Below are 23,079 nucleotides of genomic sequence, written 5' to 3' on the forward strand. Positions count from 1 at the left end.
CCCCCCCCCCCCCCCCCCCCCCCCCCCCCCCCCCCCCCCCCCCCCCCCCCCCCCCCCCCCCCCCCCCCCACACCCGTTTTTTTCGCCTGAAGGAAACTGTTTATGAAGATCGTCAGCCGTGATCAGTGGTTCGAGGTGATTGACGAGTGGCAGCGCCGACACGCCTGAAGCCTGCTGTACTCAGCGTCAGGGACCTCATAACGTTCTCGAAGAAGGACCTCATGACAAGAGCCGCCGTTCGTGCCGCCGTGCATCATCGCATCCGCCGCCTGCTGGAAAATCAGGATGACTTCGACGACAACACCAGCCTGGTGCAATTGGGGTTGGATAAAGAGGATATTGAAGAGTTGATCTTCCATCTGGAGGATCAGCTGGGGTTGACGGCGTTCACCGCCGAAGAAGACCGGATGTTCAAGACTGCCAAGACGGCGAATGACTTGATCCGGTTCTTGATTGAGATTGGGCGGTATTGAAACGGATTGCTAAATACATCCGATGGGCCGAATGAACCTCTGTGGCGAGGGCGCTTGCTCCCGCTCGATTGCGCAGCAATCGCAAGCTGCACTCGCGCTCAACCTGACCCACCTGAGTGGCGATGAATGGGGCCGTTGCGCGCCCCAGCGGGAGCAAGCTCCCTCGCCACAGGTGATTTGCCAGACTTACCGGCGGCGCTGCTGACGTCGACGTTGTTCGTCGTCAGTGCGAATTGGCACCGGTTGCAGAGGCGGTTCAATCAAACCGAGTGCGACACCCAGGTCATGCAGCCAGTTTTGGATTTTCTCTTTCATGATGCCCCCCTTCAGGGTCGTGCCGAGCGGCCGAAGTTCTGTAGCCCCTTCGCACTGATAATAGTCCGAAGTCCTACGCAATGCTCGCTCAAGATCGCAATGATCTGTTACTGAATTGATCCAAATCCTTGGACGTTGGTTCAAGAAACTGCCTGGGCCTGAATCGCTGCCGACGGATACACCGCCTGCTGCTGCTCGATCCACGCATTCAGATTGGCCCCAACCATGCCTTTGCGCCACATCAGCCAGGTGGTCGCGCTGGCGAACGGCTCGGCCAGCGGGTGCACCGCCACGCTTTCGCGCCCCGGCAGGCTGGCGAGCATTGACTCCGACATCAGCGCCACGCCGGAGCCGGCAATCACGCAGGCCAGCATTCCAGGATAAGACTCGATCTCCATGGCCCGGCCCATCGCCGCGTGATCATGGGCGAACCAGGCTTCCAGGCGCATTCGGTAGGAACAGCCCTGGCGAAACGTAAACACCGAACGCCCTTCGACATCCAGCGCACTGCGCACCGGCGGATGATCGGCCTCGCTGATCAACACCAACCGTTCGTCGCACAACGGCACGCCATCGAGCCCGGCCAGTTCCAGCGGACCGTCCACCAGTGCCGCATCGAGGCGCCCGGTGAGCAGCCCTTCGAGCAATTCGCCGCTGGGCCCCGACTGCACTTGCAGATTCACCGCCGGGTAGCGCCGGTGATAAAGCGCCAACAGCTCAGGCAAGTGAATCGCGGCGGTGCTGTACATAGTGCCCAGTACAAAATCCCCGGCCGGTTGCCCGCCCTGCACCGCCGCGTGAGCTTCGTCGTGCAAGGCGAACAGCTTGGCGGTGTAGTCCAGCAGGACTTTTCCCGCAGGCGACAACTGCAAACGCTGACGCTCGCGCACGAACAATTCGACACCGAGTTGCTCTTCGAGCTGTTTAAGCCGGGTCGACAGGTTGGAGGGCACGCGATGCAGGCGTTCAGCCGCACGGGTGATGGAGCCCTCTTCCGCCACCGCCTGGAAAATCCGCAATTGGCTGAATTCCACGCCATTCTCCAAATCAGAACAAGCTTTTCACTATTATTCATTTTTAAAGAAAGTCAATCAGTCCTAGCCTGACGGTCATTGATCCTCGAAACGGAACTCAGACCATGTCCCCTCTGATTCGCTTAACCGCCAGTTTTGTCGCCCTGATGATGGCCATGGGCATCGGGCGCTTCGCCCTCACCCCACAACTGCCGCACTTGCTCAGCGAGGGTCAGATCGACCTGACTGCCGCTGGTCTGATTGCCGCCGCCAACTACCTTGGTTACTTCGTCGGCGCGGTGGACGCGATGTTCGCCCGTCGCCCCGATCAGGTTCGCAGGCGCCTGCTCGGCGGTTTGTGGTTGTGTGTATTGCTGACCCTGGACTCGTTCTGGACCAACGGGTTCTGGGCGCATCTGGCACTGCGTTTCGGCACGGGCGTCGCCAGCGCCTGGGTGTTGGTGATGATTACCGCCTTGAGCCAACCGCTGGCAGCGGCGGCCGGTCGTCCGCGACTCGGCGCCCTGGTGTTTGCCGGGCCGGGTCTGGGGATTTTTCTGACAGGGTTGTTGGCCTTGGGCTCGAACCTGCTGGGGCAAACGTCCGCGACCTTGTGGTTGGTGTATGCCGGTGTCGGGCTGGTGATGCTGCTGGGGATTCTGCCGTTCCTGCCGCAGCCGGCCGCCACTTCAACGATGACATCGCCTGTCGCCACGTCGGGCACCCAAGGCGTCGGACGTTTACCGGTGATCTATGGGTTGTACGGTTTGGGCTACATCATCCCGGCCACTTTCCTCTCACAAATGGCCAGCGCGCAGTTCCATGGGCAATGGCAAGCCGATCTGTTCTGGCCGTGCTTTGGTCTGGCGGCGGCAACCGGGGTCGTGTTGGTGAGCCTGCGTCGGCACAACCCGAACGCAACTCGTCATTGGCTGATGGCGACGCTATGGCTACAGGCCGCCGGGGTGTTTGCTTGCCTGTTGGGCAGCGGTGCCGGCCTGGCGCTGGGGGTGATCCTGTGTGGCGGGCCGTTCCTGGCCTGCATGCAACTGGTGATGCAGCGCTCCCGGGAACTGGCACCCCACGCCACCCAGCGCAATGCCGGGCTGCTGACCGCGTGCTTCGCCGTGGGTCAGCTCAGCGGGCCGTTGCTGGCCGCGTTGAGCAGCCATTTCAGCGGTGGCTTGCAACCCGCGCTGGTGATCGCCAGCGGCGGTTTTATCATTGCCGCAGGCTTGCTGCTGCGCCCGATCAGGGTTGCCCAAGTGCTTTGCGCAAACGACGTCGCACCCACTGCTCTGCGCTCACAAAAGTGATCCCGAGCAGAACCAGCACCGCGCCGATCACAAAGTTCAGGCTCAGCTCTTCACCCAGCAGCACCACGCCGAACGTGACACCGAACAACGGCGTCATGAACGAAAACACCGCGAGGTTCGCCGCCAGATAACGGCGCAGCAGCCAGAACCACGTCAGGTAACTGAAGAACGACACCACCAATCCCTGAAACAGCACGCTGGCCACCGCCACCGTGGTCAGGCTGACATGGGTGACCTGACCGCTGAGGATCGCGATCAGCAGCAGGCCGACGAAGCCGACGATCAGTTGATAAAACAGCGTCAGGGTCACTGGCGCTTCCGACAGACGCGAGGCACGCACCACCACGGTGGTCGCGCCCCACGACGCGCCGGCCAGTACACCCAAGGCATCGCCCATCAACATGCGGTGATCGAGGTTGTCCCAGGACACGCCACCGGCAAACGCAATGGCAATGCCAACGAAGGCGAGAAAAATCCCCAGCCACTGCACCGGTCTTAAACGCTCACTCGGCAGCAGCCAATGCACGCCCAACGCGGTAAAGATCGGCGCTGTGTAGAGAAACACCGACATGTGCGCCGCCGTGGTCAGTTGCAAGCCTTCGGCAATGAAGAAGAACTCCAGACCAAACAGCGCGCCAGCCAGCAAACCGCCGCGCCAGGTGGCGCCGACCTGATCCCAACCACCCTTCCAGCAGATCAATAATCCTACAAGCAACGCGGAAATACCCGACCGCCCCGCCGCCTGCATGACCGGCGCGATGTCGGGCGCCGCCCATTTGATCATCACCTGTTGCACACCCCAGATCAGGCACAGCCCGACCATCACTTGCAGGGCAAACCCATCGGCGCTACGCCGGGTGGCGCTCACCGGAACACCTCGACAACACAATCCATGGCAGTGACTCGACAGTAAAAGCAAAGCCCCGGCCTTCATGCTGAACAGAGGGAGCCGGGGCGAAAAATTATGCTGTCGATTATTAACCAGATGGACAGAAAAAGGTGCCTGCAAAAGACCTTTAAATCGCCGCTTGCGTCATCCCGCCATAGCCAGCGCCGCCGATTGTTGTGCCTGCTCGCGCCTGGCCAGTGCGAAGTACAGGACGCCGCCGAGGAAGCAGCCGGTGAACCAGGCGAAGTTGGCCATCGGCTGCAACACCGGGATGAAATTGATCGCAACGCCCATCAGGGTGGCTGGAATCAACGCCTTGACCGCCGTCCAGTTGATCCCGCCGCTGTAGTAATAACGCCCGCTCGGGCCGTCATTGAACAGCGCATCGACGTCGATCTGTTGCTTTTTGATCAGGTAGTAATCCACCAGCAGAATCCCGAACAGCGGGCCGATGAACGCCGCCAGTACGTCGAGGGTGTAGTGAATCACTTCGGGGTTGTTGAACAGGTTCCACGGGGTGATGAAGATCGAAGCCACGGCGGCGATCATGCCGCCGGCACGCCAACTGATTTTGCTCGGGGCGACGTTGGCGAAGTCGAACGCCGGGGATACGAAGTTGGCGACGATGTTGATGCCGATGGTCGCGGTGACGAAGGCAAAGGCGCCGAGCAGTACCGCCACGCTGTTGTCGATGCGCGCCACAGTAGCGATCGGGTCGTGAAGCATTTCACCGAACACCGGCAAGGTGCCGGAAACGATCACCACGGTCACCAGCGAGAACGCCAGAAAGTTTACCGGCAGCCCCCAGAAATTGCCGCGACGCACGTCATTCATGCTGCGGCAGTAGCGACTGAAATCACCGAAGTTCAGGGTCGGACCGGAAAAATACGACACCACCAATGCCGTTGCCACGATCACCTGGCCGAAGGCTTCCCAGCCAGACAGGGATTTCTCCGCCAGGGTGAAGCTGATATTGCTCCAGCCGGCCTGCCAAACGATCCAGCCGGCGAGCAGGAACATCACGCCGTACACCACGGGGCCGGCCCAGTCGATGAAACGGCGGATCGACTCCATGCCGGTCCAGAACACCAGTGCCTGGACGAACCACAGGCTGAGGAAACCGAACCAGCCGAGGTAGGACAAACCGGCAAAGTGCGGTTCGGCGTAGGTCGCCATCGCAGGGAAAAACCGTAGCACGACGATGATCAAAGCACTGGACGCCAGGTATGTCTGAATCCCATACCAGGCCACCGCAATCAGGCCGCGGATGACCGCAGGAATATTCGCCCCGAACACCCCGAACGCCAGTCGGCAGATCACCGGGTAAGGCACCGCGGCTTGCTGACTCGGCTTGGCCACCAGGTTGGCGATCAACTGCACGATACAAATCCCGCCAAGCAAGGCAATCAACACCTGCCAACTGGCCAGCCCAAGCGCAAACAGGCTGGCGGCGAACACATAGCCGCCGACGCTGTGCACGTCGCTCATCCAGAAGGCGAAGATGTTGTACCAATTCCATTTCTGCGGCAGCGGCCCCAGGTCCTGGTTATACAGGCGTGGGCTGTAGCCGTTGGGCAATTGTTCGGTCATCGCGGGGCTCCTCGAAAGTACAGGCGCGGCCCCCGAGATTGATGTGGCGAGCACACTGCGTACGGGAGCTGGCATGGTTTGTATACGAGTTGCTACGCAGAATGCGTGCCATACGATCTAAAGGTGTGACAAATCCCGCTCTAAGCCCTGTTCAGAGCACGGCCTTCAAGACATAGAGGGGGTGATAATGCCCATGAACAGGGCGTCCGCGCCTGCAAACGGTGCAGGGCGTTATGTATACAAAGAAATGGGTGACTGCTACGCAGTCGATCGCGAGCAGGCTCGCTCGCACATGAGATTCGTGGTGAACCCGGGATTTTGCGCCCGCCCCCTACCGTAGGAGCTGCCGCAGGCTACGATCTTTTGACTTTAAAAGAGATCGCAGCCTACGGCAGCTCCTACAGGGGCCGGCGTAAGGTCAGCTGAGTTCGATACGATCAGCGTGAATGACGATCTGGCCGTTCTTGTACAAGGCACCGATGGCCTTTTTGAAGTTGCCCTTGCTGACGCCGAACATACTGCTGATCAGCGTCGGGTCGCTCTTGTCGCTGACTGGCAGGGTGCCGTTGTTGTCGCGCAACTTGGCGAGAATCTTCGAGTTCAGACTGGTGGCGGCGGCTTCGCCCACCGGTTGCAGGCTCAGGCTGATCTTGCCGTCGGCACGGACTTCTTTGATAAAGCCCTTCTCTTCTTTACCGGCGCGCATGAACTTGAAGATTTCGTTCTTGTGGATCAGGCCCCAGTGCTTGTTGTTGATGATTGCCTTGAAGCCCATATCGGTCGCTTCGGCTACCAGCAAATCAACTTCCTGGCCCGGGGTGTAGTTGGCCGGCGTCTTGTCCAGGTAACGGTCCAGACGCGCCGTCGCGGTGATGCGCCGGGTGTGTTTGTCGAGGTAGACGTGCACCACGACATACTCGCCGGCGGTCATCTGGCGCTTTTCTTCGGAATACGGCAGCAACAGATCCTTCGGCAAGCCCCAATCCAGGAACACGCCGATGCTGTTGACTTCAACGACTTTCAAACTGGCGAATTCACCGACCTGAACTTTCGGTTTTTCGGTGGTGGCGATAAGTTTGTCGTCACTGTCCAGATAAATAAAAACGTTGAGCCAATCTTCATCTTCGCTGGGAATATCTTTGGGGATATAACGATTAGGCAGAAGGATTTCGCCGTCTGCGCCACCGTCCAGATATAAACCGAAGTTAGTATGTTTAACCACTTGCAAACTGTTGTAGCGCCCGACTAAAGCCATGTCCAATACCCTCATTGCGTGGGCGGCATTCTACCCGGTTTTGCGGGCGGCGTTCGGCGGCCAGCCCGGTGGCGCGAGAAAATCCGCGCCAGGCCTTAATTTTCCTGGGGTTTACCGCGTACGCCTGGCCACTCGTCAGGCCGTTCGGGTGATCCGCGCCTTGGTCAGCCCATCCGGAAAACGCTATTTCTCGAGTAAGGTTTTTAGTTAAAACAGCAGCTTAGGGGAATATTCGAAATAATAACTTGCGATCATTCGCGCTCCTGCCCCATGTATTTCGGGAGGATATTTACCAAGCAATTGTCAAGTATTTCCTGTACGATGCCTGGCCAAGTTAATTTCTACAGGTTAATGGCCGCCATGCGTGTAAAAGCATCCAACAGCAAAGCAAAGCCAGCTCCAGCCGTTGAAACCAGCGAATCGATCAACAATCAGATCGCTGCGTTCCTCAAGTCCGGTGGTGAGATCCAGCAAATTGCCAAAGGCGTCAGCGGCCAGACGTTCGGCCCGTCCAAGCAGATCACCCTGGGCAAAAAGTAATTTCCCCCGCTTTAACTGGTCCCTAAGCGCTTTGAGCTTCGAAGCGCTTGGACTGGAACCCTCCAGCAACACCCCATAAAACAAATCAATAGTTCAACAATCGACGAACGGCCCTCGATGCCGAACATTCGTCGGTATGCTTGCACGTGTCTGGATCAAGCGTTTCAGCAGGTTTTCACCACCTGCTCCTCGCAGCTCATGGAGTGACGCATGCTCAAGCCCTCTCTTTTCCTGCTCGCCAGCCTGTTGTGGTATTCGGACGCCGATGCGCAAGTCTTCCAGTGCGAATTGGGCTAATCGGCTGAACTGCCGGGCTCGTCCCGCGATCACATAAGAGAACCCAATAAGAAGCCAGGTCTTCGCAAGGATTCGCCATGTCGCACTGGTTGAAACAGATCACCGTCATCCTCACGCTCAGCCTCACCGTCGCCGCATGCACCCGCGTGGGCCTGGCTTACCGCAACCTCGACGTGATCATTCCCTGGACGCTCAGCGACTACCTGGACATGAACCACCAGCAAAAAGACTGGTTGAACGAGCGGCTCAAGGAGCATCTACGCTGGCACTGCACCACGCAACTACCCGGTTACCTCGACTGGCTGGATCGGTTACAGACCATGATCGAGACCAACCAGGTCACCGACGCCGCGCTGCAAGCCCGCACCCAGGAAGCCAAACAAGCCATCGCCGAAACAGCCCGGGAAATCACCCCATCGGCCATCGAGCTGTTGCAGGGGCTGGATGACAAGCAAGTCGCGGAAATGAACGACGCTTTCGCCAAAGATCAGCGCAAGCGCCAGGAGGACTACCTCAAGCCGCCTCTCGAGCAACAGATCAAAGAACGAAGCAAGCGCATGGAAAAACGCCTGAATGCCTGGCTCGGGCCGCTCAGCACAACCCAACAACAACGGGTGATGGCCTGGTCGAATGCCTTTGGGGATCAGAACAAGGAATGGATTGCCAACCGCGTCCATTGGCAACAGCAATTCAGCGCGGCGGTTGCGCAACGTCAGAGTCCGCAATTCCCACAGCAAATCGAGACGCTTCTGGTGAATCGCGAGAGTTTATGGACCCCCGCTTACCGTGAGGCCTACGCCCACACCGAAGCCCAGACTCGGGCGTTGCTGGTGGACTTGATGGCCGAGAGCACGCCGGCTCAGCGTGAACGGTTGCTGCAGAAGATTGCGGGGATGCGCAAGGATTTCACTGATTTGAAATGCCTGAAAGCGGCCAAACTAAATTAAGCGCGATCCCACAATGGGTTATGGGGTGATCGTCAGGCAATCTGCGCCTTCGACGCCACCTCATCAAACGTCAATTCATCCAGCGCATCGTCCTGCTCATCCAGCACCTGCCGCGGATGCTCATTCCCCGGAATGCTGCTATCAATCAAGCTCAACAAACCCGAGCCCCGAAGCGTCAAGATGTAGTTCGCGCCATTGCCGCCCTGGTCCTCCGGGCGAGGCTCGATATAACCCCGTAGCAACAGTAACTTTTCGTACTCACCAGCGACCGTTTTCAGGTGATCCAGGTTCTCGATCGCCTCACCCGCAGCGGCTTTCTCCGCCGCATACTGCTCGGCGTAGGGCCGTGGAGTGAAACTGTGGCCGGCACTGTTCTGCGCTTCATGCAGCAAGCGCTCCATCAAATCCCAGTTATAAGTCGTCATCCTGTTCAACCTCCAAGCCCGAGAGTGAAATGGCCTTCATAGGTTGTGACCGACAGGGAGGGCAGCCGTTCAGGCGAGGTATTTCGCCTTACCGACCGGCGGCCTGTCGATTTGAGCGCAGGCCAAACGACTAGGCTGTGTAAGACGGTTTACCCCTCTGCGCGGATCGACTTTCGCCACAGCAAGCAGGAGAAATCAGCATGAACATACAGAATCATCCGGTCGTGTCCCGGGAAGAATGGCTCGCCGCCCGCAAACAACACTTGGCCCACGAAAAAGCCTTCACCAAAGAACGAGACAAACTCAGCGCCGAACGCCGCGCCCTGCCTTGGGTGAAGATTGACAAGGATTATCACTTCCAGGGCCCGAACGGCGAATTGAAGCTGGCCGACCTGTTCGGCGGCCGCAGCCAGTTGATCGTCTACCACTTCATGTTCGCCACCGGCTGGGACGAAGGCTGCCCCGGCTGCTCGTTCCTCTCCGACCACATCGACGGCGCCAACCAACACCTGGCCCACCACGACGTCGCCGTGGTCGCGGTTTCCCACGCACCGCTCGCCGAATTCCAACCGTTCAAACAGCGCATGGGCTGGAAATTCGACTGGGTCTCATCTGAAGGCTGCGACTTCAACTACGACTTCGGCGTCTGCGCCCGGGCCGATGACGTTGTCGCAGGAAAAGCTACCTACAACTACGAAAAAACCGACGGCGCAGAGGAAGAACTCCCAGGGCTCAGCGTGTTTTATCGCAACGAAGCGGGGGAGATTTTCCACACCTATTCAACGTATGCCCGAGGCCTGGATTTGCTGGTCGGCACCTACAACTACCTCGACCTCACGCCGAAGGGGCGCAATGAAGAGGAAATCATGGAATGGGTGAGGCATCACGATCGGTATGAAGACCAAGCCTCAGCGAGCTGCTGCCATGGGGGATAACGCTCGGGGCCCGAGTCGTGGCCCTCACGGGCAAGCCCGCTGATATGTTTAGACTTGAAGGGGGGACTCCGCCGTTCAATCCAGTACCTTTACCCCGACTGTCCTCCTGAACAGCGGCAACGCAAACAATACAAACAGCGCAGCCGCAGCAGACAGCGCCAACGGCAGGCCGTGGGCGCTGGTTGTCATCGCCGCGCCGCTGACCAGCGGCCCGAGCAAACTGCCTACCCCCCATAAAAACCCGGCGCTGGCATTTGCCGTGACCAGGTCAGGGCCCTTGAACCCTTCGCCGATCAGAATGATTGCCAAGGTGTAGACCCCGCCGGCAACAGCCCCGAGCACCACCAGGCTTGGCCAGAGCAAGAAGGGATAGTTCATCAGCCACGGCAGGCACACACCGATTGCCAGAGCAAGCACACCGCACCCCAGGTAGATTGTCGGCCTGGCGACTTTGTCCGAGAGCCAGCCCAACGGAAACTGGAACGCTGCGTCACCGAGCAGGATGACTGTCACCATGAGCGCAGCGAATTTGATGGCATAGCCGTGATCGGCGGCGAAAACCGGAAACATCGACAGAATCACGCTATCAAAGAACGAGAAGAAGATGATACCCATGCACAGCGCCGGAGCCACTTGAATAAAGCCCAGCACCGAGAACGTCTTGTTTTCCGAGTGTCCGTGATCGCTCATCTGTTTGGGCAAGGTGAACCAGATCATCCCTAGCGCCAAAATATGCCCGGCAATCACCACACCGATCACCTGTGGCCCAGCGGTGCCGAACAGGGCCACCATCCCCGGCCCGAGCAGCTGGAAAATGGTAAAGCAGGTGGTGTAGATCGCAACAACCCGCCCCCTGTGGGAGTCCTCGGCGATTTCATTCACCCAGGACTCCCCCAGAATAATGATGATTCCTGCGGCCAGCCCCATCACCAACCTGGCCACTGCCAGGCCGTACAACGTCGAGGCGAAGACCTCGACGGCGGCAATAGTCAGGGCCGACAGTGTGAAACAACCCAAGTAAATATGTCGGCGACTCAACCGCTGGCAGATCCAGTCCACCAGAAAGGCCGACAGCATCATGCCGGCCGCCGGTAGTGCAGACATCACGCCGATCTGCACATTCGTAGCACCCGCCTGGTACAGGCGCAACGCGACTACTGGCACGGTCGAACCGATACTCAACCCGACAATGGAAACCCCGAGTATCAGCGCCGCCAACAATAAATTATTCATTGATCACACCTCAGGCTCACTGCCTGTTTGATCCATCAATAGACCCGCCCCACCCAAGAGAACGTTCTGTTAAAAAGGCTCAGGCAATCGCTCACAGGCAGGGCAAAGCACCCGGCCAGCTATCAGAAAGGCAATAGGTTCAATAACGACTTAGCGTTTTGGGGAAGGGGGAGAAAAGGTAAAGGCAAATAAAATGCTGCGACGACGACTGTTCGCAACATGGCTGTCGAAAAGGGCGACGTCCTGGCGGACACGCACAGTGAATCGATGTGGGCTCAATACGATGGGAGACATGGAGGTCTCAATAACCAGATATTCGCAAACGCTTTTACCAACGCACTCGCAGTGTTCGATTACAGGCAGGCAACAACACGGTCCTATTGCCCACCACCCTTGTAAAATTGAAGCGTCCTGATCTGGTACTGATGTGTCGTCATTCACTCAACCTTGAGGAACAACTGACACGAACAACGGAAGCAGCCTACGTCAGCCGTTTATCAGAAATCAATCCTCATAAAATCCCCTGTGGGAGCAGCCTGCGATCTTTTGACGTAAAAAAACCCGGACACTGTCCGGGTTTTTATTGAATCGCTACGACGCTTTATTCAGCCGCCGGCGCTTCCGGCTTGCGGCGTTTCAAAGGCGCCATGCCGTCCTTGCTGACCAGCGACAGGGCGTCGGTCTTCGGGCGGTTGGCGATCTTGCGCTTGGTCGGAGCCTTGGCGCCGGTTTTCTTCTTGTCGCCCTTGGCGTCGACCTTTTTCTTCTTCACGCCAACGGCTTTGCCCGAGGCCTTGACCTTTTTCGGTCCGCCGTAGGTGCCTTTGACTTCCTTGATGGTACGGCGCTCGAAGCTCTGCTTGAGGTAGCGCTCGATGCTCGACATCAGGTTCCAGTCGCCGTGGCAGATCAGCGAGATGGCCAGGCCATCGTTGCCGGCGCGGCCGGTGCGACCGATGCGGTGAACGTATTCGTCGCCGCTGCGCGGCATGTCGAAGTTGATCACCAGGTCCAGGCCTTCCACGTCCAGGCCACGGGCGGCGACGTCGGTGGCCACGAGGATTTTCACCCCGCCCTGCTTCAGGCGGTCGATGGCCAGTTTGCGGTCTTTCTGGTCTTTCTCGCCGTGCAGGACGAACGCTTTGTATTCCTGCGCCACCAGGCGGCCGTAGATACGGTCGGCCATGGCCCGGGTGTTGGTGAAGACGATGGCCTTCTGGTAGATCTCGTTGGCCAGCAGCCAGTTCACGATCTGTTCTTTGTGCTGGTTGTGGTCAGCGGTGATGATTTGCTGACGGGTGGTGTCGTTCAGCTGGCTGACCGCGTTGAGCTGCAAGTGCTCAGGGTTGTTCAGGACCTTGGCGATCATCTCGCGCAAGCCCGAACCGCCGGTGGTGGCGGAGAACAGCATGGTCTGCTGGCGGTTGGTGCACTCGTCCACCAGACGCTGCACGTCTTCGGCAAAGCCCATGTCGAGCATGCGGTCGGCTTCGTCGAGCACCAGCACTTCGACTTCCTTGAGGTCGAGGTTACCGGCGTTCAGTTGCTCGATCATCCGGCCCGGCGTACCGATCAGGATGTCCGGCACCTTGCGCAGCATGGCGGCCTGGACCTTGAAGTCTTCACCGCCGGTGATCAGGCCGGACTTGATGAAGGTGAACTGCGCGAAGCGTTCGACTTCCTTGATGGTCTGCTGGGCCAGCTCGCGGGTCGGCAGCAGGATCAGGGTCTTGATGCTGACGCGGACTTTGGCCGGGCCGATCAAGCGGTTGAGGATCGGCAAAACGAAGGCTGCGGTTTTGCCGCTGCCGGTTTGCGCTGTCACCCGCAGGTCACGCCCTTGGAGCGCCAGCGGAATAGCCGCTGCTTGCACAGGCGTTGGCTCGACAAATTTAAGCTCGGCCACGGCTTTGAGCAGGCGTTCGTGCAGGGCGAATTGGGAAAACACGGGTGCTACCTCGAAGAAATACAAAAAAACAGCTGCATAGGGTAACGGTTTCGAGCGCGAAGGCCGAGTCTCTTTATACAAACGGCTGCAAACAGTGGCTTTTTTGTTGCCTGGTTTGTCTCAAAACGTCATCCGCAACCTCTTAAATGCTCTAATCGCCCCGTCGCGCCCTACAGAAGAAGCGTTTTCACCCATGGATATCAAACAGCTCTGGCTCAACGCCCAAGACCTCTGGGGTGCCCTCGATCAGCACCCGCTCCTGCATTCCACGCTCGCGCTGATGTTGCTGCTGGTAGTGGCGCTGGTGCTCGGACGAGTGGCGCGTTATCTCATTCTCCACGCGACCAAAATGCTCGGTCGCCAGCCGGCGTTGCACTGGGTCAACGATTTTCGCCACAACAAAGTGTTTCATCGCCTGGCACAAATGACGCCATCGCTGGTGATCCAGTTCGGCCTGCACCTGGTGCCGGAGTTGGGCAAGACCAGCCTGAACTTCCTCGGCAACGCGGCGCTGGCGTTCACCATTCTGTTTCTGGTGCTGGCCATCAGCGCGTTGCTCAATGCCCTGCTGGACATCTACGCCCGCACCGAACACGCCCGCACCCGCTCGATCAAGGGCTACGTGCAACTGGCAAAAATGGTGTTGTTCGTGTTTGGCGCGATCATCATCGTCGCCACGTTGATCGACCGTTCGCCGCTGTTGCTGCTGTCGGGTCTGGGCGCCATGTCGGCGGTGATTCTGTTGGTCTACAAAGACACCCTGCTGTCGTTCGTCGCCAGCGTGCAACTGACCAGCAACGACATGCTGCGGGTCGGCGACTGGATCGAGATGCCGCAAGTCGGTGCCGACGGTGACGTGGTGGACATCACCTTGCACACGGTCAAGGTGCAGAATTTCGACAAAACGATTGTGTCGATTCCGACCTGGCGCCTGATGTCCGAGTCGTTCAAGAACTGGCGCGGCATGCAGCAGTCCGGCGGACGCCGGATCAAGCGCAGCCTGTTCATCGATGCCAGCGGCGTACGGTTTATTCGCGACGACGAAGAGCTGAAGCTGTCCCAAGTGCATCTGCTGACCGACTACATGAGCCGCAAGAAAGCCGAGCTCAAGGCCTGGAACGAAGCCCAGGGCAACGTCGCAGCGATGTCGGCCAACCGCCGGCGGATGACCAACATCGGCACCTTCCGCGCCTATGCGCTGGCGTATCTGAAAAGTCACCCGGAGGTTCAGCAGAACATGACCTGCATGGTTCGCCAGATGCAAACCACCGCCCAGGGCATTCCGCTGGAAATCTACTGCTTCACCCGCACCACGGTGTGGGCCGATTACGAGCGGATTCAGGGGGATATTTTCGATTATCTGCTGGCGGTACTGCCGGAGTTCGGATTGAGTCTTTATCAGCAGCCGAGTGGCGGGGATTTAAGGGCCGGATTGCTTCCGGCCATGTTAGGCGCGAGCCACATTCCGGAGCCGGAAAAACACATCATGTAAACACCGCCCCTGTAGGAGCGAGCGGTGCGGCGATCCGACTTGCCCGCGAAGGCGGAGTGTCAGTCAACATAGTTATCGACTGATACTCCGCCTTCGCGGGCAAGCCATGCTCCTACAAGGGTAACGGTGTTATTTGACCTGACGCTGCGGCGCCTTGTGCACCATGGTGTAGGCGTAATCCACGCCCATGCCATACGCGCCGCTGTGCTCCAGCACCAGTTCCATCACCGCCTCGTAAGTGTCTTTGTGTGCCCAGTCACGCTGGTATTCCAGCAGCACTTGTTGCCAGGTGACCGGCACCGCGCCTGCCTGAATCATCCGCTGCACCGACATGTCGTGAGCTTCTTTGGTGGTGCCGCCAGACGCGTCGGTCACGATGTACACCTCGTAGCCTTCAGCCAGGGCTTCCAGCGCCGGGAAGGTCAGGCAGACTTCAGTCCAGAGCGCGGCAATGATCAGCTTCTTGCGGCCGGTGGCTTTCACCGCGTCAACCAGCGCCTTGTCTTCCCAGGAGTTCATCGAGGTGCGCTCGATCGGCTTCTGCTCTGGGTGAACAGCCAGCAACTCCGGCCAGATGAAGCCGCTGAAGCTTTCGGTTTCAACTGAGGTGTAGATCGTCGGCACGTTGAAAATCTTCGCGGCCTTCGCCAGACCCACGGTGTTGTTCTTCAGGGTCTGACGGTCGATCGACTGCACGCCGAACGCCATTTGCGGCTGGTGGTCGATCAGGATCAGGGCGGAGTTGGTTGGGTTGAGCAATTCACGGTTAGACATGGCGCGTTCCTTTTGATGTCGATTTGTTTAATGAGTATTGGGTGAGTCACTTGCCTCAAGCTGTTTGCTTGCTGGCTTGGAAGTAACTTTACGGGCTAGATAAAAAAGGGACAATTCCCTAAAATCGAGAATAATTGATTCTAAAAAAGGGACAATCGTGGATCGGATCGAATGCATGCGCGCCTTTGTCGTGACGGTTGGCGAGAACGGCTTCGCAGCTGCCGCTCGAGCGATGGACGTGCCGCGATCAAAGGTGAGTAAACAGATTCAGGCGTTGGAGGAAGCAATCGGCGTGCAATTGCTGCAGCGCACCACGCGCAGCCTGCACTTGACCGAGGCTGGCGCCGAGTATTTCGAGGCGGCGCGGGAGGTGTTGTCCGCGCTGGACGAGGCCGAGCAGCGCGCTCGAGACGGCATCGGCGAGCTACGTGGGGTGTTGCGGGTGAATGCGCCGATGTCGTTCGGCCTGCATCGCCTTGGACGGTTGATTCCGCTGTTCCATGAGCAGCATCCGAACATCGAGCTTCAACTGGTGCTCAGCGATCAACAGGTCGATCCAGTGCGTGGCGGCTTCGATGTGACGATTCGCATCGCCAGCATGCCAGACTCGACCATGATCGCCCGGCAACTGGCACCGGCACCGCGGATCATGGTGGCCTCCCCCGCCTATCTGGCGCGTGCAGGCATACCGCGGACCCCGCAAGACTTGCGCGCGCATCAATGCCTGAATTACGGGTATCTGCAAAGCGGCGTGAGCCTGCAGTTGTGCAATGGCAAGGAGACGCAACGGGTCAACGTTTCCGGCCCGTTGCACGCCAACAACGGCGACTTGCTCGCTCAGGCCGCCGAAGCCGGGATGGGCATCGCCCTGCTGCCAGATTTCATTGTGGAAGACGCGTTGGCGGCAGGCCGGCTGGTGCCGGTGCTGTGCGAGTGGCAGGCACCAGCGATTACCATCAACGCGGTTTACCCTTCCTCGCGTCGCGTACCGCAAAAGACCCGGGCGTTTATTGAGTTTCTGGTGGCGCAGTTGGCGCCGAATTAACCCGGTTTAGTGTGCAATGACGGGTTGGCGTACACCCAACCGGCTGATCCACACCGCCGCCAGAATGACCGATCCACCCAACAACAACCGCCCCAACTCTTCATGCTGATTCCAGATCAGCAAATTGATCAGCAACCCCACCGGCACATGCAGGTTGTTCATCACCGCCAGCGTCCCGCCATTCACCAGGCACGCGCCCTTGTTCCACCAGTACAAACCCAGCGCGGTCGAGACCAGGCCGAGGAACAGCAGAACGCCCCATTGCAGCGGCGCTTCGGGCAGGAAGTTCTGTTTGCCGAACAGCAGAAATGCCGGCAATGCCACCGCCAGTGCGCCCAGATAGAAGTAGCCGAAACGCCGGTAATGCGGCAGATCACTCGGATGGCGGGCCACCAGATGTTTGTAGAGCACCTGCCCGGCGGCGTAGGTGAAGTTGGCCAGTTGCAGCAGTAGAAAGCCCATGAAGAAGTCCGGATTGATCCGGTCGTAGCGAATCACTGCCGCGCCTGCCACGGCTACCAATGCCGCGATCAAGGCCCAAGGATTGAAGCGGCGATTCAGCGCGTCTTCGATCAGGGTCACGTGCAGCGGCGTGAGGATGGTGAACAGCAACACCTCCGGCACCGTCAGCACTCGAAAGCTCAGGTACAGGCAGACGTAGGTCACGCCGAACTGCAGCGCACCGATCAACAACATCCCGCGCATGAACGCCGGCTCGACCTGACGCCAGCGTGTCAGCGGAATGAACACCAGCCCCGCCAGCAACACCCGCACCAGCACCGCAAAGTAGCTGTCGACATGACCGGCCAGGTATTCGCCGATCAAACTGAAGGAAAACGCCTGGATCAGCGTGACAAAAAGTAGATAGCCCATGCTCGCCTCGTTTTGAATGGCGGCGACGATAGCGGTTTTTGCCCGTTATCGCGAACGCTCAGCCAACAACAAGCCCGGTCCCACAGAATCATCAGTGCCCACTAAATCCCAGGCAAAAAAAAGCCCGATCTCGCTAAAGCGTTCAATCGGGCTAGAGCACTCAGGAGCAAAAAGTGCAAAGGGAGGTTCGATGCGCGTGCAGCCTTGAAGGTTGCGCCAGGTCACTAGACCATCCAGTGATTATCTGGCGATTAACGGCTTAGGCGACCTGAGCAAGCTTGGCATTAGCCTGGTTCAAGCCTTTCTCCTGGAAGTCGCCGCCCAGGTTCATGCCTTCGGCGTGAATGAACGTGACGTCGTGGATGCCGATGAAGCCCATGACCTGACGCAGGTAGGGTTCCTGGTGATCCGCGGTGCTGCCGGCGTAGATCCCGCCGCGAGCGGTCAACACGTAGGCGCGCTTGCCGCTGAGCAAACCTTGCGGGCCGGTTTCGGTGTACTTGAAGGTCACGCCGGCACGCAGCACGTGGTCGAGCCAGGCTTTCAAGGTGCTCGGGATGGCGAAGTTGTACATCGGCGCTGCCATCACCAGCACGTCGGCGGCCAGCAGTTCGTCGGTCAGCTGGTTGGAGCGCTCCAGCGAAACCTGTTCGATCTCGTTGCGTTGGTCGGCAGGTTTCATCCAGCCGCCCAGCAGGTTGATGTCCAGGTGCGGCACCGGGTTGACGGCCAGGTCACGGACGGTGATCTGGTCGGCCGGGTGTGCGGCTTTCCATTGGCTGATGAAGGTCTGGGTCAGCTGGCGGGAAACCGAATCTTGCTGACGGGCGCTGCTTTCGATGATCAGAACGCGGGACATGGGATGTAGCCTCCATCTGAGAATGCTGTAGGTCGATGGAGTGAAGGTTAAACAGAGTCATATCGATGAAAAAGCGCAAATAACTGCTATAAAGCATCGATAAATTCGTTTATAAGCGAAGCATGCCCAGCCGACATGCTCCGCTTGAGGTCATTTCGGGGTGCAAGTCAGGTCGATACGCAGCTTGATGATGGTGCGGGTGAACTTGGCCGTGGCGTTTTTGTGTTTGCCGGCGGGTACGTCGATCTTGCGGGTGCGTGGCGCTTCCGGGCCGTTATTGAAAACCACTTTGCAAGTGATGTCGGTGTCGCCGTAGTTGTTGACCTGAATGGAGCCTATGTCGGCGTCCGTGTCGTAGGCGTTGTAGTCGACCTTCAAACCGTTGAGCTGTTTATTGACGTCGATCGGGTAGGCAAACGCAGTCAGAGGCAACATCGCCAACACCGCACAACCCGCCATCACACAACAGATTTTTTTCATTCGGCAGTCTCCAATAAGAACTGCCAGCTTAGGACAAGAGGAGCTCAACATGAAAGCGCCCCGCGTGACCCTTGATCAATGGCGAACGTTGCAGGCCGTGGTCGATCACGGCGGTTTCGCCCAGGCCGCCGAAGTGCTGCACCGTTCGCAATCGTCGGTCAGCTACACCGTCGCGCGCATGCAGGACCAGCTCGGCGTACCGCTGTTGCGCATCGATGGCCGCAAAGCGGTGCTCACCGAAGCCGGCGGCGTGCTGCTGCGCCGTTCCCGGCAACTGGTGAAACAGGCCAGCCAACTGGAAGATCTCGCCCACCACATGGAACAAGGCTGGGAAGCGGAAGTGCGGCTGGTGGTCGACGCCGCGTACCCGAGCGCCCGCCTCGTCCGCGCCTTGACCGCGTTCATGCCGCAAAGTCGCGGTTGCCGGGTGCGTCTGCGCGAAGAAGTGTTGTCGGGTGTCGAAGAGGTCCTGCTTGAAGGCGTGGCCGATCTGGCCATCACCGGTCTCAGTATTCCCGGTTACCTTGGCGCGGAATTGAGCGACGTCGAATTCGTCGCGGTCGCCCACCCCGAACACCCGCTGCATCGTCTGAACCGCGAACTGAACTTCCAGGACCTGGAGACTCAGATGCAAGTGGTGATCCGCGACTCCGGCCGCCAGCAACCACGTGACGTCGGCTGGCTCGGCGCGGAACAGCGCTGGACCGTCGGCAGCCTGGCCACCGCCGCCACGTTCGTCAGCAGCGGTCTGGGCTTCGCCTGGCTGCCCCGGCACATGATCGAGCGCGAATTGAAGGAAGGTACGCTCAAGCTGCTACCGTTGGATCAAGGCGGCAGTCGCAACCCGAGTTTCTATCTGTATTCGAACAAGGACAAACCCTTGGGCCCGGCCACGCAGATTCTCATCGAACTGCTGCGCACCTTTGATACCGCGCCGCTGGATGCGCCCTTCGCCGCGCCCGAACAAGCCTGACACGGAGTGTACCCATGGCCTATTTCGAACATGAAGGTTGCAACCTGCACTATGAGGAATATGGCCACGGCACCCCGTTGCTGCTGGTTCACGGGTTGGGCTCCAGTACCCTGGACTGGGAAATGCAGATCCCGGCGCTCGCCGCCCACCATCGGGTGATCGTGCCGGATGTGCGCGGCCACGGGCGCTCCGACAAGCCCCGCGAGCGTTACAGCATCGCCGGGTTCAGCGCCGACCTGATCGCGCTGATCGAACACTTGAACCTTGGCCCTGCACATCTTGTGGGGCTTTCGATGGGCGGCATGATCGCTTTTCAACTGGCAGTGGACCAGCCGCAACTGCTCAAGAGCCTGTGCATCGTCAATAGCGCGCCCGAGGTCAAACGGCGCAGCCGCAACGATTACTGGCAGTGGTTCAAACGCTGGAGCCTGATGCGCGTGCTGAGCATGGGCACCATCGGCAAGGCCCTTGGCGCCAAACTGTTTCCCAAGCCCGAACAAGTTTCGTTACGACAGAAAATAGCTGCGCGCTGGGCAAAAAACGACAAACATGCTTATCTCGCCAGCTTCGATGCCATCGTTGGCTGGGGGGTTCAGGAACGACTTTCCAGGGTTTCGTGTCCAACCCTCGTCGTCAGCGCCGACCGTGACTACACCCCGGTCGCGCTGAAAGAAACCTATGTAAAACTGCTGCCCGATGCGCGGCTGGTGGTGATCGCCGATTCGCGCCACGCCACCCCGCTGGATCAACCCGAACGTTTCAACCAAACCCTGCTCGAGTTTCTCACCGCAGTCGACATCACCACTCAGGATCACTGACCCATGCTGAAAAAAATCGCCCTCGTCGCCGGCTCCGTTCTGTTTGCCGCCAACCTGATGGCCGCCACGCCGGCCAAGGCACCGCACGTGCTGCTGGAGACCACCAACGGCCAGATCGAAATCGAACTGGACCCGGTCAAGGCGCCGATCAGTACCAAGAATTTCCTTGAGTACGTCGACAGTGGCTTCTACAACAACACGATCTTTCACCGTGTGATTCCAGGTTTCATGGCTCAGGGCGGTGGTTTCACTGCACAGATGCAACAGAAGGAAACCAAGGCACCGATCAAAAACGAAGCCAGCAACGGCCTGCATAACGTGCGTGGCACACTGTCGATGGCGCGTACTTCGAACCCGGATTCGGCCACCAGCCAGTTCTTCATCAACGTGGCCGACAACGCCTTCCTCGATCCGGGTCGCGACGCCGGTTACGCCGTCTTCGCCAAAGTGGTCAAGGGCATGGACGTGGTGGACATCATCGTCAACTCTCAGACCGCCACCAAACAAGGCATGCAGAACGTGCCTGTCGACCCGGTGGTGATCAAGTCAGCCAAGCGCATCGACTGAGTACGCCGGCAGTCTTGAGCGGTGGCCGGTCGATATCCGGCGCCGCTCATATCGTTTAAAGGAGAGCCCGTACGCGGGCGGAGAACCGATGCTTTATCGCCGTTTCGAAAAACTGATCGACATTTTCCGCGACGCCCCGACGGCGGCTCCACCGAGCCGGGTTCTCTCCTTCTATACCTATTACCTGAAGCAGGTCTGGCCAATCTTCGCCGTTTTGTTGGTCGTCGGCCTGTTCGGCGCGCTGATCGAAGTGGCGCTGTTCAGCTACCTGAGTCGCATCATCGACCTGACCCAGAGCACATCCAACGTCGACTTCTTCAAGGTCCACGGCGTCGAACTGGCCTGGATGGCGGCGGTGGCGCTGATCCTGCGCCCCTTGTTCCTCGCCCTGCATGACATGCTGGTGCACCAGACCCTAAGTCCCGGCATGACCAGCCTGATCCGCTGGCAGAACCACAGTTACGTGCTCAAACAGAGCCTGAATTTCTTCCAGAACGACTTCGCCGGGCGCATCGCCCAACGCATCATGCAGACCGGCAATTCCCTGCGGGACTCTGCCGTGCAAGCGGTGGACGCGCTGTGGCACGTGCTGATCTACGCGATCAGCTCGCTGGTGCTGTTCGCCGAAGCCGACTGGCGCCTGATGATACCGCTGCTGATCTGGATCGCTGCCTACATCGGCGCGCTCTACTACTTCGTGCCGCGGGTGAAGGAACGCTCGGTGGTGTCCTCCGATGCGCGCTCCAAACTCATGGGGCGGATCGTTGACGGCTACACCAACATCACCACCCTCAAGCTGTTCGCCCACACCAACTTCGAACAGCAGTACGCCCGCGAAGCCATCGCGGAACAGACCGAAAAAGCCCAACTGGCCGGCCGAGTGGTCACCAGCATGGACGTGGTCATCACCAGCATGAACGGCCTGCTGATCGTCGGCACCACCGGGCTGGCCCTGTGGCTGTGGACGCAGTCGCTGATCACCGTAGGCGCAATTGCCTTGGCCACCGGGCTGGTGATCCGCATCGTCAACATGTCCGGCTGGATCATGTGGGTGGTCAACGGCATCTTCGAAAACATCGGCATGGTCCAGGACGGTTTGCAGACCATCGCCCAACCGGTCAGCGTCACCGACCGCGAACAGGCAAAACCCTTGGCGGTGGCCCGTGGCGAGGTGCGTTTCGAACACGTCGATTTCCACTACGGTAAGAAGAGCGGGATCATCGGCGGCCTCAACCTGACCATTAAGCCCGGCGAAAAAATCGGCTTGATCGGCCCGTCCGGCGCCGGCAAATCGACGTTGGTCAACTTGCTGCTGCGCCTGTATGACGTGCAGGGCGGGCGAATCCTCATCGACGGCCAGAACATCGCCGAAGTCGGCCAGGAAAGCCTGCGTGAACGCATCGGCATGATCACCCAGGACACCTCGCTGCTGCACCGTTCGATCCGCGACAATTTGCTGTACGGCAAACCCGACGCCACCGACGCCGAACTCTGGGAAGCGGCGCACAAGGCCCGTGCCGACGAGTTCATTCCGCTGCTGTCGGACTCCGAAGGCCGCACCGGTTTCGATGCTCATGTCGGTGAGCGCGGGGTGAAACTCTCTGGTGGTCAGCGTCAGCGGATTGCCATCGCCCGGGTGCTGCTCAAGGACGCGCCGATCCTGATCATGGACGAAGCCACCTCGGCGCTGGACTCGGAAGTCGAAGCGGCGATCCAGGAAAGCCTCGAAACCCTGATGCAGGGCAAAACCGTGATCGCCATCGCTCACCGTCTCTCGACCATCGCCCGGATGGATCGGTTGGTGGTGCTGGAAAACGGCAAGATCGCCGAAACCGGCAGCCACGCCGAACTGCTGGCCCATGGCGGTTTGTATGCGCGGTTGTGGCAGCACCAGACCGGCGGGTTTGTCGGGATCGATTGAGCCCGCGAAGATCAAAAGATCGCAGCCTTCGGCAGCTCCTACAGGACGGATGTTCGACCACAATGCCTGCGGCGAACGCGGTCAATGTAGGAGCTGCCGAA

Annotated in this window: 24 protein-coding genes; 12 read left to right on the plus strand and 12 right to left on the minus strand. The window is 59.2% G+C overall.

Going from position 1 to position 23,079, the window contains the following annotated elements; all coding sequences use genetic code 11:
• The first annotated feature begins 221 nt into the window (after positions 1-221).
• On the plus strand, positions 222-473 hold the full coding sequence (locus AC1RO5_RS29940) for an acyl carrier protein (RefSeq protein ID WP_493179315.1): 252 nt from the start codon (positions 222-224) through the stop codon (positions 471-473).
• Between the two features lie 186 nt (positions 474-659).
• Here the strand turns inward: AC1RO5_RS29940 and AC1RO5_RS29945 are convergent, their stop codons facing one another.
• Positions 660-788, minus strand: coding sequence for a PA1414 family protein (locus tag AC1RO5_RS29945; RefSeq protein ID WP_007914492.1), 129 nt, complete (start codon positions 786-788; stop codon positions 660-662).
• A gap of 140 nt (positions 789-928) precedes the next feature.
• Positions 929-1,822: a putrescine utilization regulator PtrR gene (ptrR, locus tag AC1RO5_RS29950; RefSeq protein ID WP_493179316.1), complete on the minus strand. Its 894-nt coding sequence runs from the start codon at positions 1,820-1,822 to the stop codon at positions 929-931.
• A 104-nt stretch (positions 1,823-1,926) separates the two neighbouring features.
• Here ptrR and AC1RO5_RS29955 point away from each other — a divergent pair, with 104 nt between their 5' ends.
• Positions 1,927-3,117: an MFS transporter gene (locus AC1RO5_RS29955; RefSeq protein ID WP_493179318.1), complete on the plus strand. Its 1,191-nt coding sequence runs from the start codon at positions 1,927-1,929 to the stop codon at positions 3,115-3,117.
• Here the strand turns inward: AC1RO5_RS29955 and AC1RO5_RS29960 are convergent.
• The 3 genes from AC1RO5_RS29960 to AC1RO5_RS29970 all read right to left on the minus strand — a co-directional run bounded on the left by AC1RO5_RS29960 (position 3,053) and on the right by AC1RO5_RS29970 (position 6,851).
• Positions 3,053-3,985, minus strand: coding sequence for a DMT family transporter (locus AC1RO5_RS29960; protein WP_007942146.1), 933 nt, complete (start codon positions 3,983-3,985; stop codon positions 3,053-3,055). The two genes, AC1RO5_RS29955 and AC1RO5_RS29960, sit on opposite strands and share 65 nt — an antisense overlap.
• Positions 3,986-4,150: 165 nt before the next feature.
• A complete protein-coding gene (locus AC1RO5_RS29965) occupies positions 4,151-5,596 on the minus strand; it encodes an NCS1 family nucleobase:cation symporter-1 (protein ID WP_493179320.1) in 1,446 nt (481 codons plus the stop codon).
• Positions 5,597-6,014: 418 nt separating this feature from the next.
• Entirely contained in the window at positions 6,015-6,851 is an 837-nt protein-coding gene (locus tag AC1RO5_RS29970; RefSeq protein WP_007942143.1) for a CvfB family protein, read from the minus strand.
• Here AC1RO5_RS29970 and AC1RO5_RS29975 point away from each other — a divergent pair.
• The 3 genes from AC1RO5_RS29975 to AC1RO5_RS29985 all read left to right on the plus strand — a co-directional run bounded on the left by AC1RO5_RS29975 (position 6,850) and on the right by AC1RO5_RS29985 (position 8,635).
• Positions 6,850-7,062 carry a hypothetical protein gene (locus tag AC1RO5_RS29975; protein WP_493179322.1) on the plus strand — a complete coding sequence of 71 codons (213 nt, stop codon included), beginning with the start codon at positions 6,850-6,852 and terminating at the stop codon, positions 7,060-7,062. The genes AC1RO5_RS29970 and AC1RO5_RS29975 overlap by 2 nt on opposite strands.
• 140 nt (positions 7,063-7,202) lie before the next feature.
• Positions 7,203-7,391 (plus strand): PFL_1563 family small protein, encoded by a 189-nt coding sequence (locus AC1RO5_RS29980; RefSeq protein WP_017337097.1) that lies wholly within the window; start codon positions 7,203-7,205, stop codon positions 7,389-7,391.
• A 374-nt stretch (positions 7,392-7,765) separates the two neighbouring features.
• The gene (locus AC1RO5_RS29985) at positions 7,766-8,635 is read left to right on the plus strand and encodes a DUF6279 family lipoprotein (RefSeq protein WP_493179323.1); all 870 of its coding nucleotides are present in this window, start codon (positions 7,766-7,768) and stop codon (positions 8,633-8,635) included.
• A gap of 32 nt (positions 8,636-8,667) precedes the next feature.
• Here AC1RO5_RS29985 and AC1RO5_RS29990 read toward each other — a convergent pair whose 3' ends face one another.
• Positions 8,668-9,060, minus strand: coding sequence for a transcriptional regulator (locus AC1RO5_RS29990; protein WP_493179325.1), 393 nt, complete (start codon positions 9,058-9,060; stop codon positions 8,668-8,670).
• Between the two features lie 200 nt (positions 9,061-9,260).
• Here AC1RO5_RS29990 and AC1RO5_RS29995 point away from each other — a divergent pair, with 200 nt between their 5' ends.
• Positions 9,261-9,995, plus strand: coding sequence for a DUF899 domain-containing protein (locus AC1RO5_RS29995; RefSeq protein WP_493179327.1), 735 nt, complete (start codon positions 9,261-9,263; stop codon positions 9,993-9,995).
• A gap of 75 nt (positions 9,996-10,070) precedes the next feature.
• Here the strand turns inward: AC1RO5_RS29995 and AC1RO5_RS30000 are convergent, their stop codons facing one another.
• Together AC1RO5_RS30000 and AC1RO5_RS30005 are read right to left on the minus strand one after the other, a co-directional pair.
• On the minus strand, positions 10,071-11,228 hold the full coding sequence (locus AC1RO5_RS30000) for an MFS transporter (RefSeq protein WP_493179328.1): 1,158 nt from the start codon (positions 11,226-11,228) through the stop codon (positions 10,071-10,073).
• Positions 11,229-11,829: 601 nt separating this feature from the next.
• Complete coding sequence (locus AC1RO5_RS30005; protein WP_493179329.1) at positions 11,830-13,176, minus strand: DEAD/DEAH box helicase; 1,347 nt, start codon at positions 13,174-13,176, stop codon at positions 11,830-11,832.
• A gap of 193 nt (positions 13,177-13,369) precedes the next feature.
• On the opposite strand from AC1RO5_RS30005, the gene AC1RO5_RS30010 reads away from it, so the two are divergent.
• On the plus strand, positions 13,370-14,668 hold the full coding sequence (locus tag AC1RO5_RS30010; RefSeq protein ID WP_493179330.1) for a mechanosensitive ion channel family protein: 1,299 nt from the start codon (positions 13,370-13,372) through the stop codon (positions 14,666-14,668).
• A 129-nt stretch (positions 14,669-14,797) separates the two neighbouring features.
• Here AC1RO5_RS30010 and AC1RO5_RS30015 read toward each other — a convergent pair whose 3' ends face one another.
• The gene (locus tag AC1RO5_RS30015) at positions 14,798-15,442 is read right to left on the minus strand and encodes a hydrolase (RefSeq protein WP_007934054.1); all 645 of its coding nucleotides are present in this window, start codon (positions 15,440-15,442) and stop codon (positions 14,798-14,800) included.
• Between the two features lie 157 nt (positions 15,443-15,599).
• Here AC1RO5_RS30015 and AC1RO5_RS30020 point away from each other — a divergent pair, with 157 nt between their 5' ends.
• On the plus strand, positions 15,600-16,487 hold the full coding sequence (locus tag AC1RO5_RS30020; protein WP_026331831.1) for a LysR family transcriptional regulator: 888 nt from the start codon (positions 15,600-15,602) through the stop codon (positions 16,485-16,487).
• Positions 16,488-16,493: 6 nt separating this feature from the next.
• Here AC1RO5_RS30020 and AC1RO5_RS30025 read toward each other — a convergent pair whose 3' ends face one another.
• The 3 genes from AC1RO5_RS30025 to AC1RO5_RS30035 form a co-directional block, all read right to left on the minus strand.
• Positions 16,494-17,360 carry a carboxylate/amino acid/amine transporter gene (locus AC1RO5_RS30025; RefSeq protein ID WP_007934051.1) on the minus strand — a complete coding sequence of 289 codons (867 nt, stop codon included), beginning with the start codon at positions 17,358-17,360 and terminating at the stop codon, positions 16,494-16,496.
• 259 nt (positions 17,361-17,619) lie between these two features.
• Positions 17,620-18,219 carry an FMN-dependent NADH-azoreductase gene (locus tag AC1RO5_RS30030; protein WP_493179332.1) on the minus strand — a complete coding sequence of 200 codons (600 nt, stop codon included), beginning with the start codon at positions 18,217-18,219 and terminating at the stop codon, positions 17,620-17,622.
• Positions 18,220-18,369: 150 nt separating this feature from the next.
• On the minus strand, positions 18,370-18,699 hold the full coding sequence (locus AC1RO5_RS30035) for a 3-phosphoglycerate kinase (protein ID WP_493179334.1): 330 nt from the start codon (positions 18,697-18,699) through the stop codon (positions 18,370-18,372).
• 49 nt (positions 18,700-18,748) lie between these two features.
• On the opposite strand from AC1RO5_RS30035, the gene AC1RO5_RS30040 reads away from it, so the two are divergent.
• The 4 genes from AC1RO5_RS30040 (at position 18,749) to AC1RO5_RS30055 (ending at position 22,978) form a co-directional block, all read left to right on the plus strand.
• A complete protein-coding gene (locus tag AC1RO5_RS30040; protein ID WP_019648027.1) occupies positions 18,749-19,672 on the plus strand; it encodes a PA3225 family LysR-type transcriptional regulator in 924 nt (307 codons plus the stop codon).
• 14 nt (positions 19,673-19,686) lie between these two features.
• Positions 19,687-20,490, plus strand: a complete 804-nt coding sequence (locus AC1RO5_RS30045) for an alpha/beta fold hydrolase (RefSeq protein ID WP_493179335.1) — start codon at positions 19,687-19,689, stop codon at positions 20,488-20,490.
• A gap of 3 nt (positions 20,491-20,493) precedes the next feature.
• The gene (locus tag AC1RO5_RS30050; protein ID WP_493179337.1) at positions 20,494-21,057 is read left to right on the plus strand and encodes a peptidylprolyl isomerase; all 564 of its coding nucleotides are present in this window, start codon (positions 20,494-20,496) and stop codon (positions 21,055-21,057) included.
• Positions 21,058-21,145: 88 nt separating this feature from the next.
• Positions 21,146-22,978, plus strand: coding sequence for an ABC transporter ATP-binding protein (locus AC1RO5_RS30055; RefSeq protein WP_493179339.1), 1,833 nt, complete (start codon positions 21,146-21,148; stop codon positions 22,976-22,978).
• Positions 22,979-23,079: the final 101 nt, after the last annotated feature.

The sequence above is a fragment of the Pseudomonas sp. GW822-FHT02G04 genome, assembly GCF_058802085.1.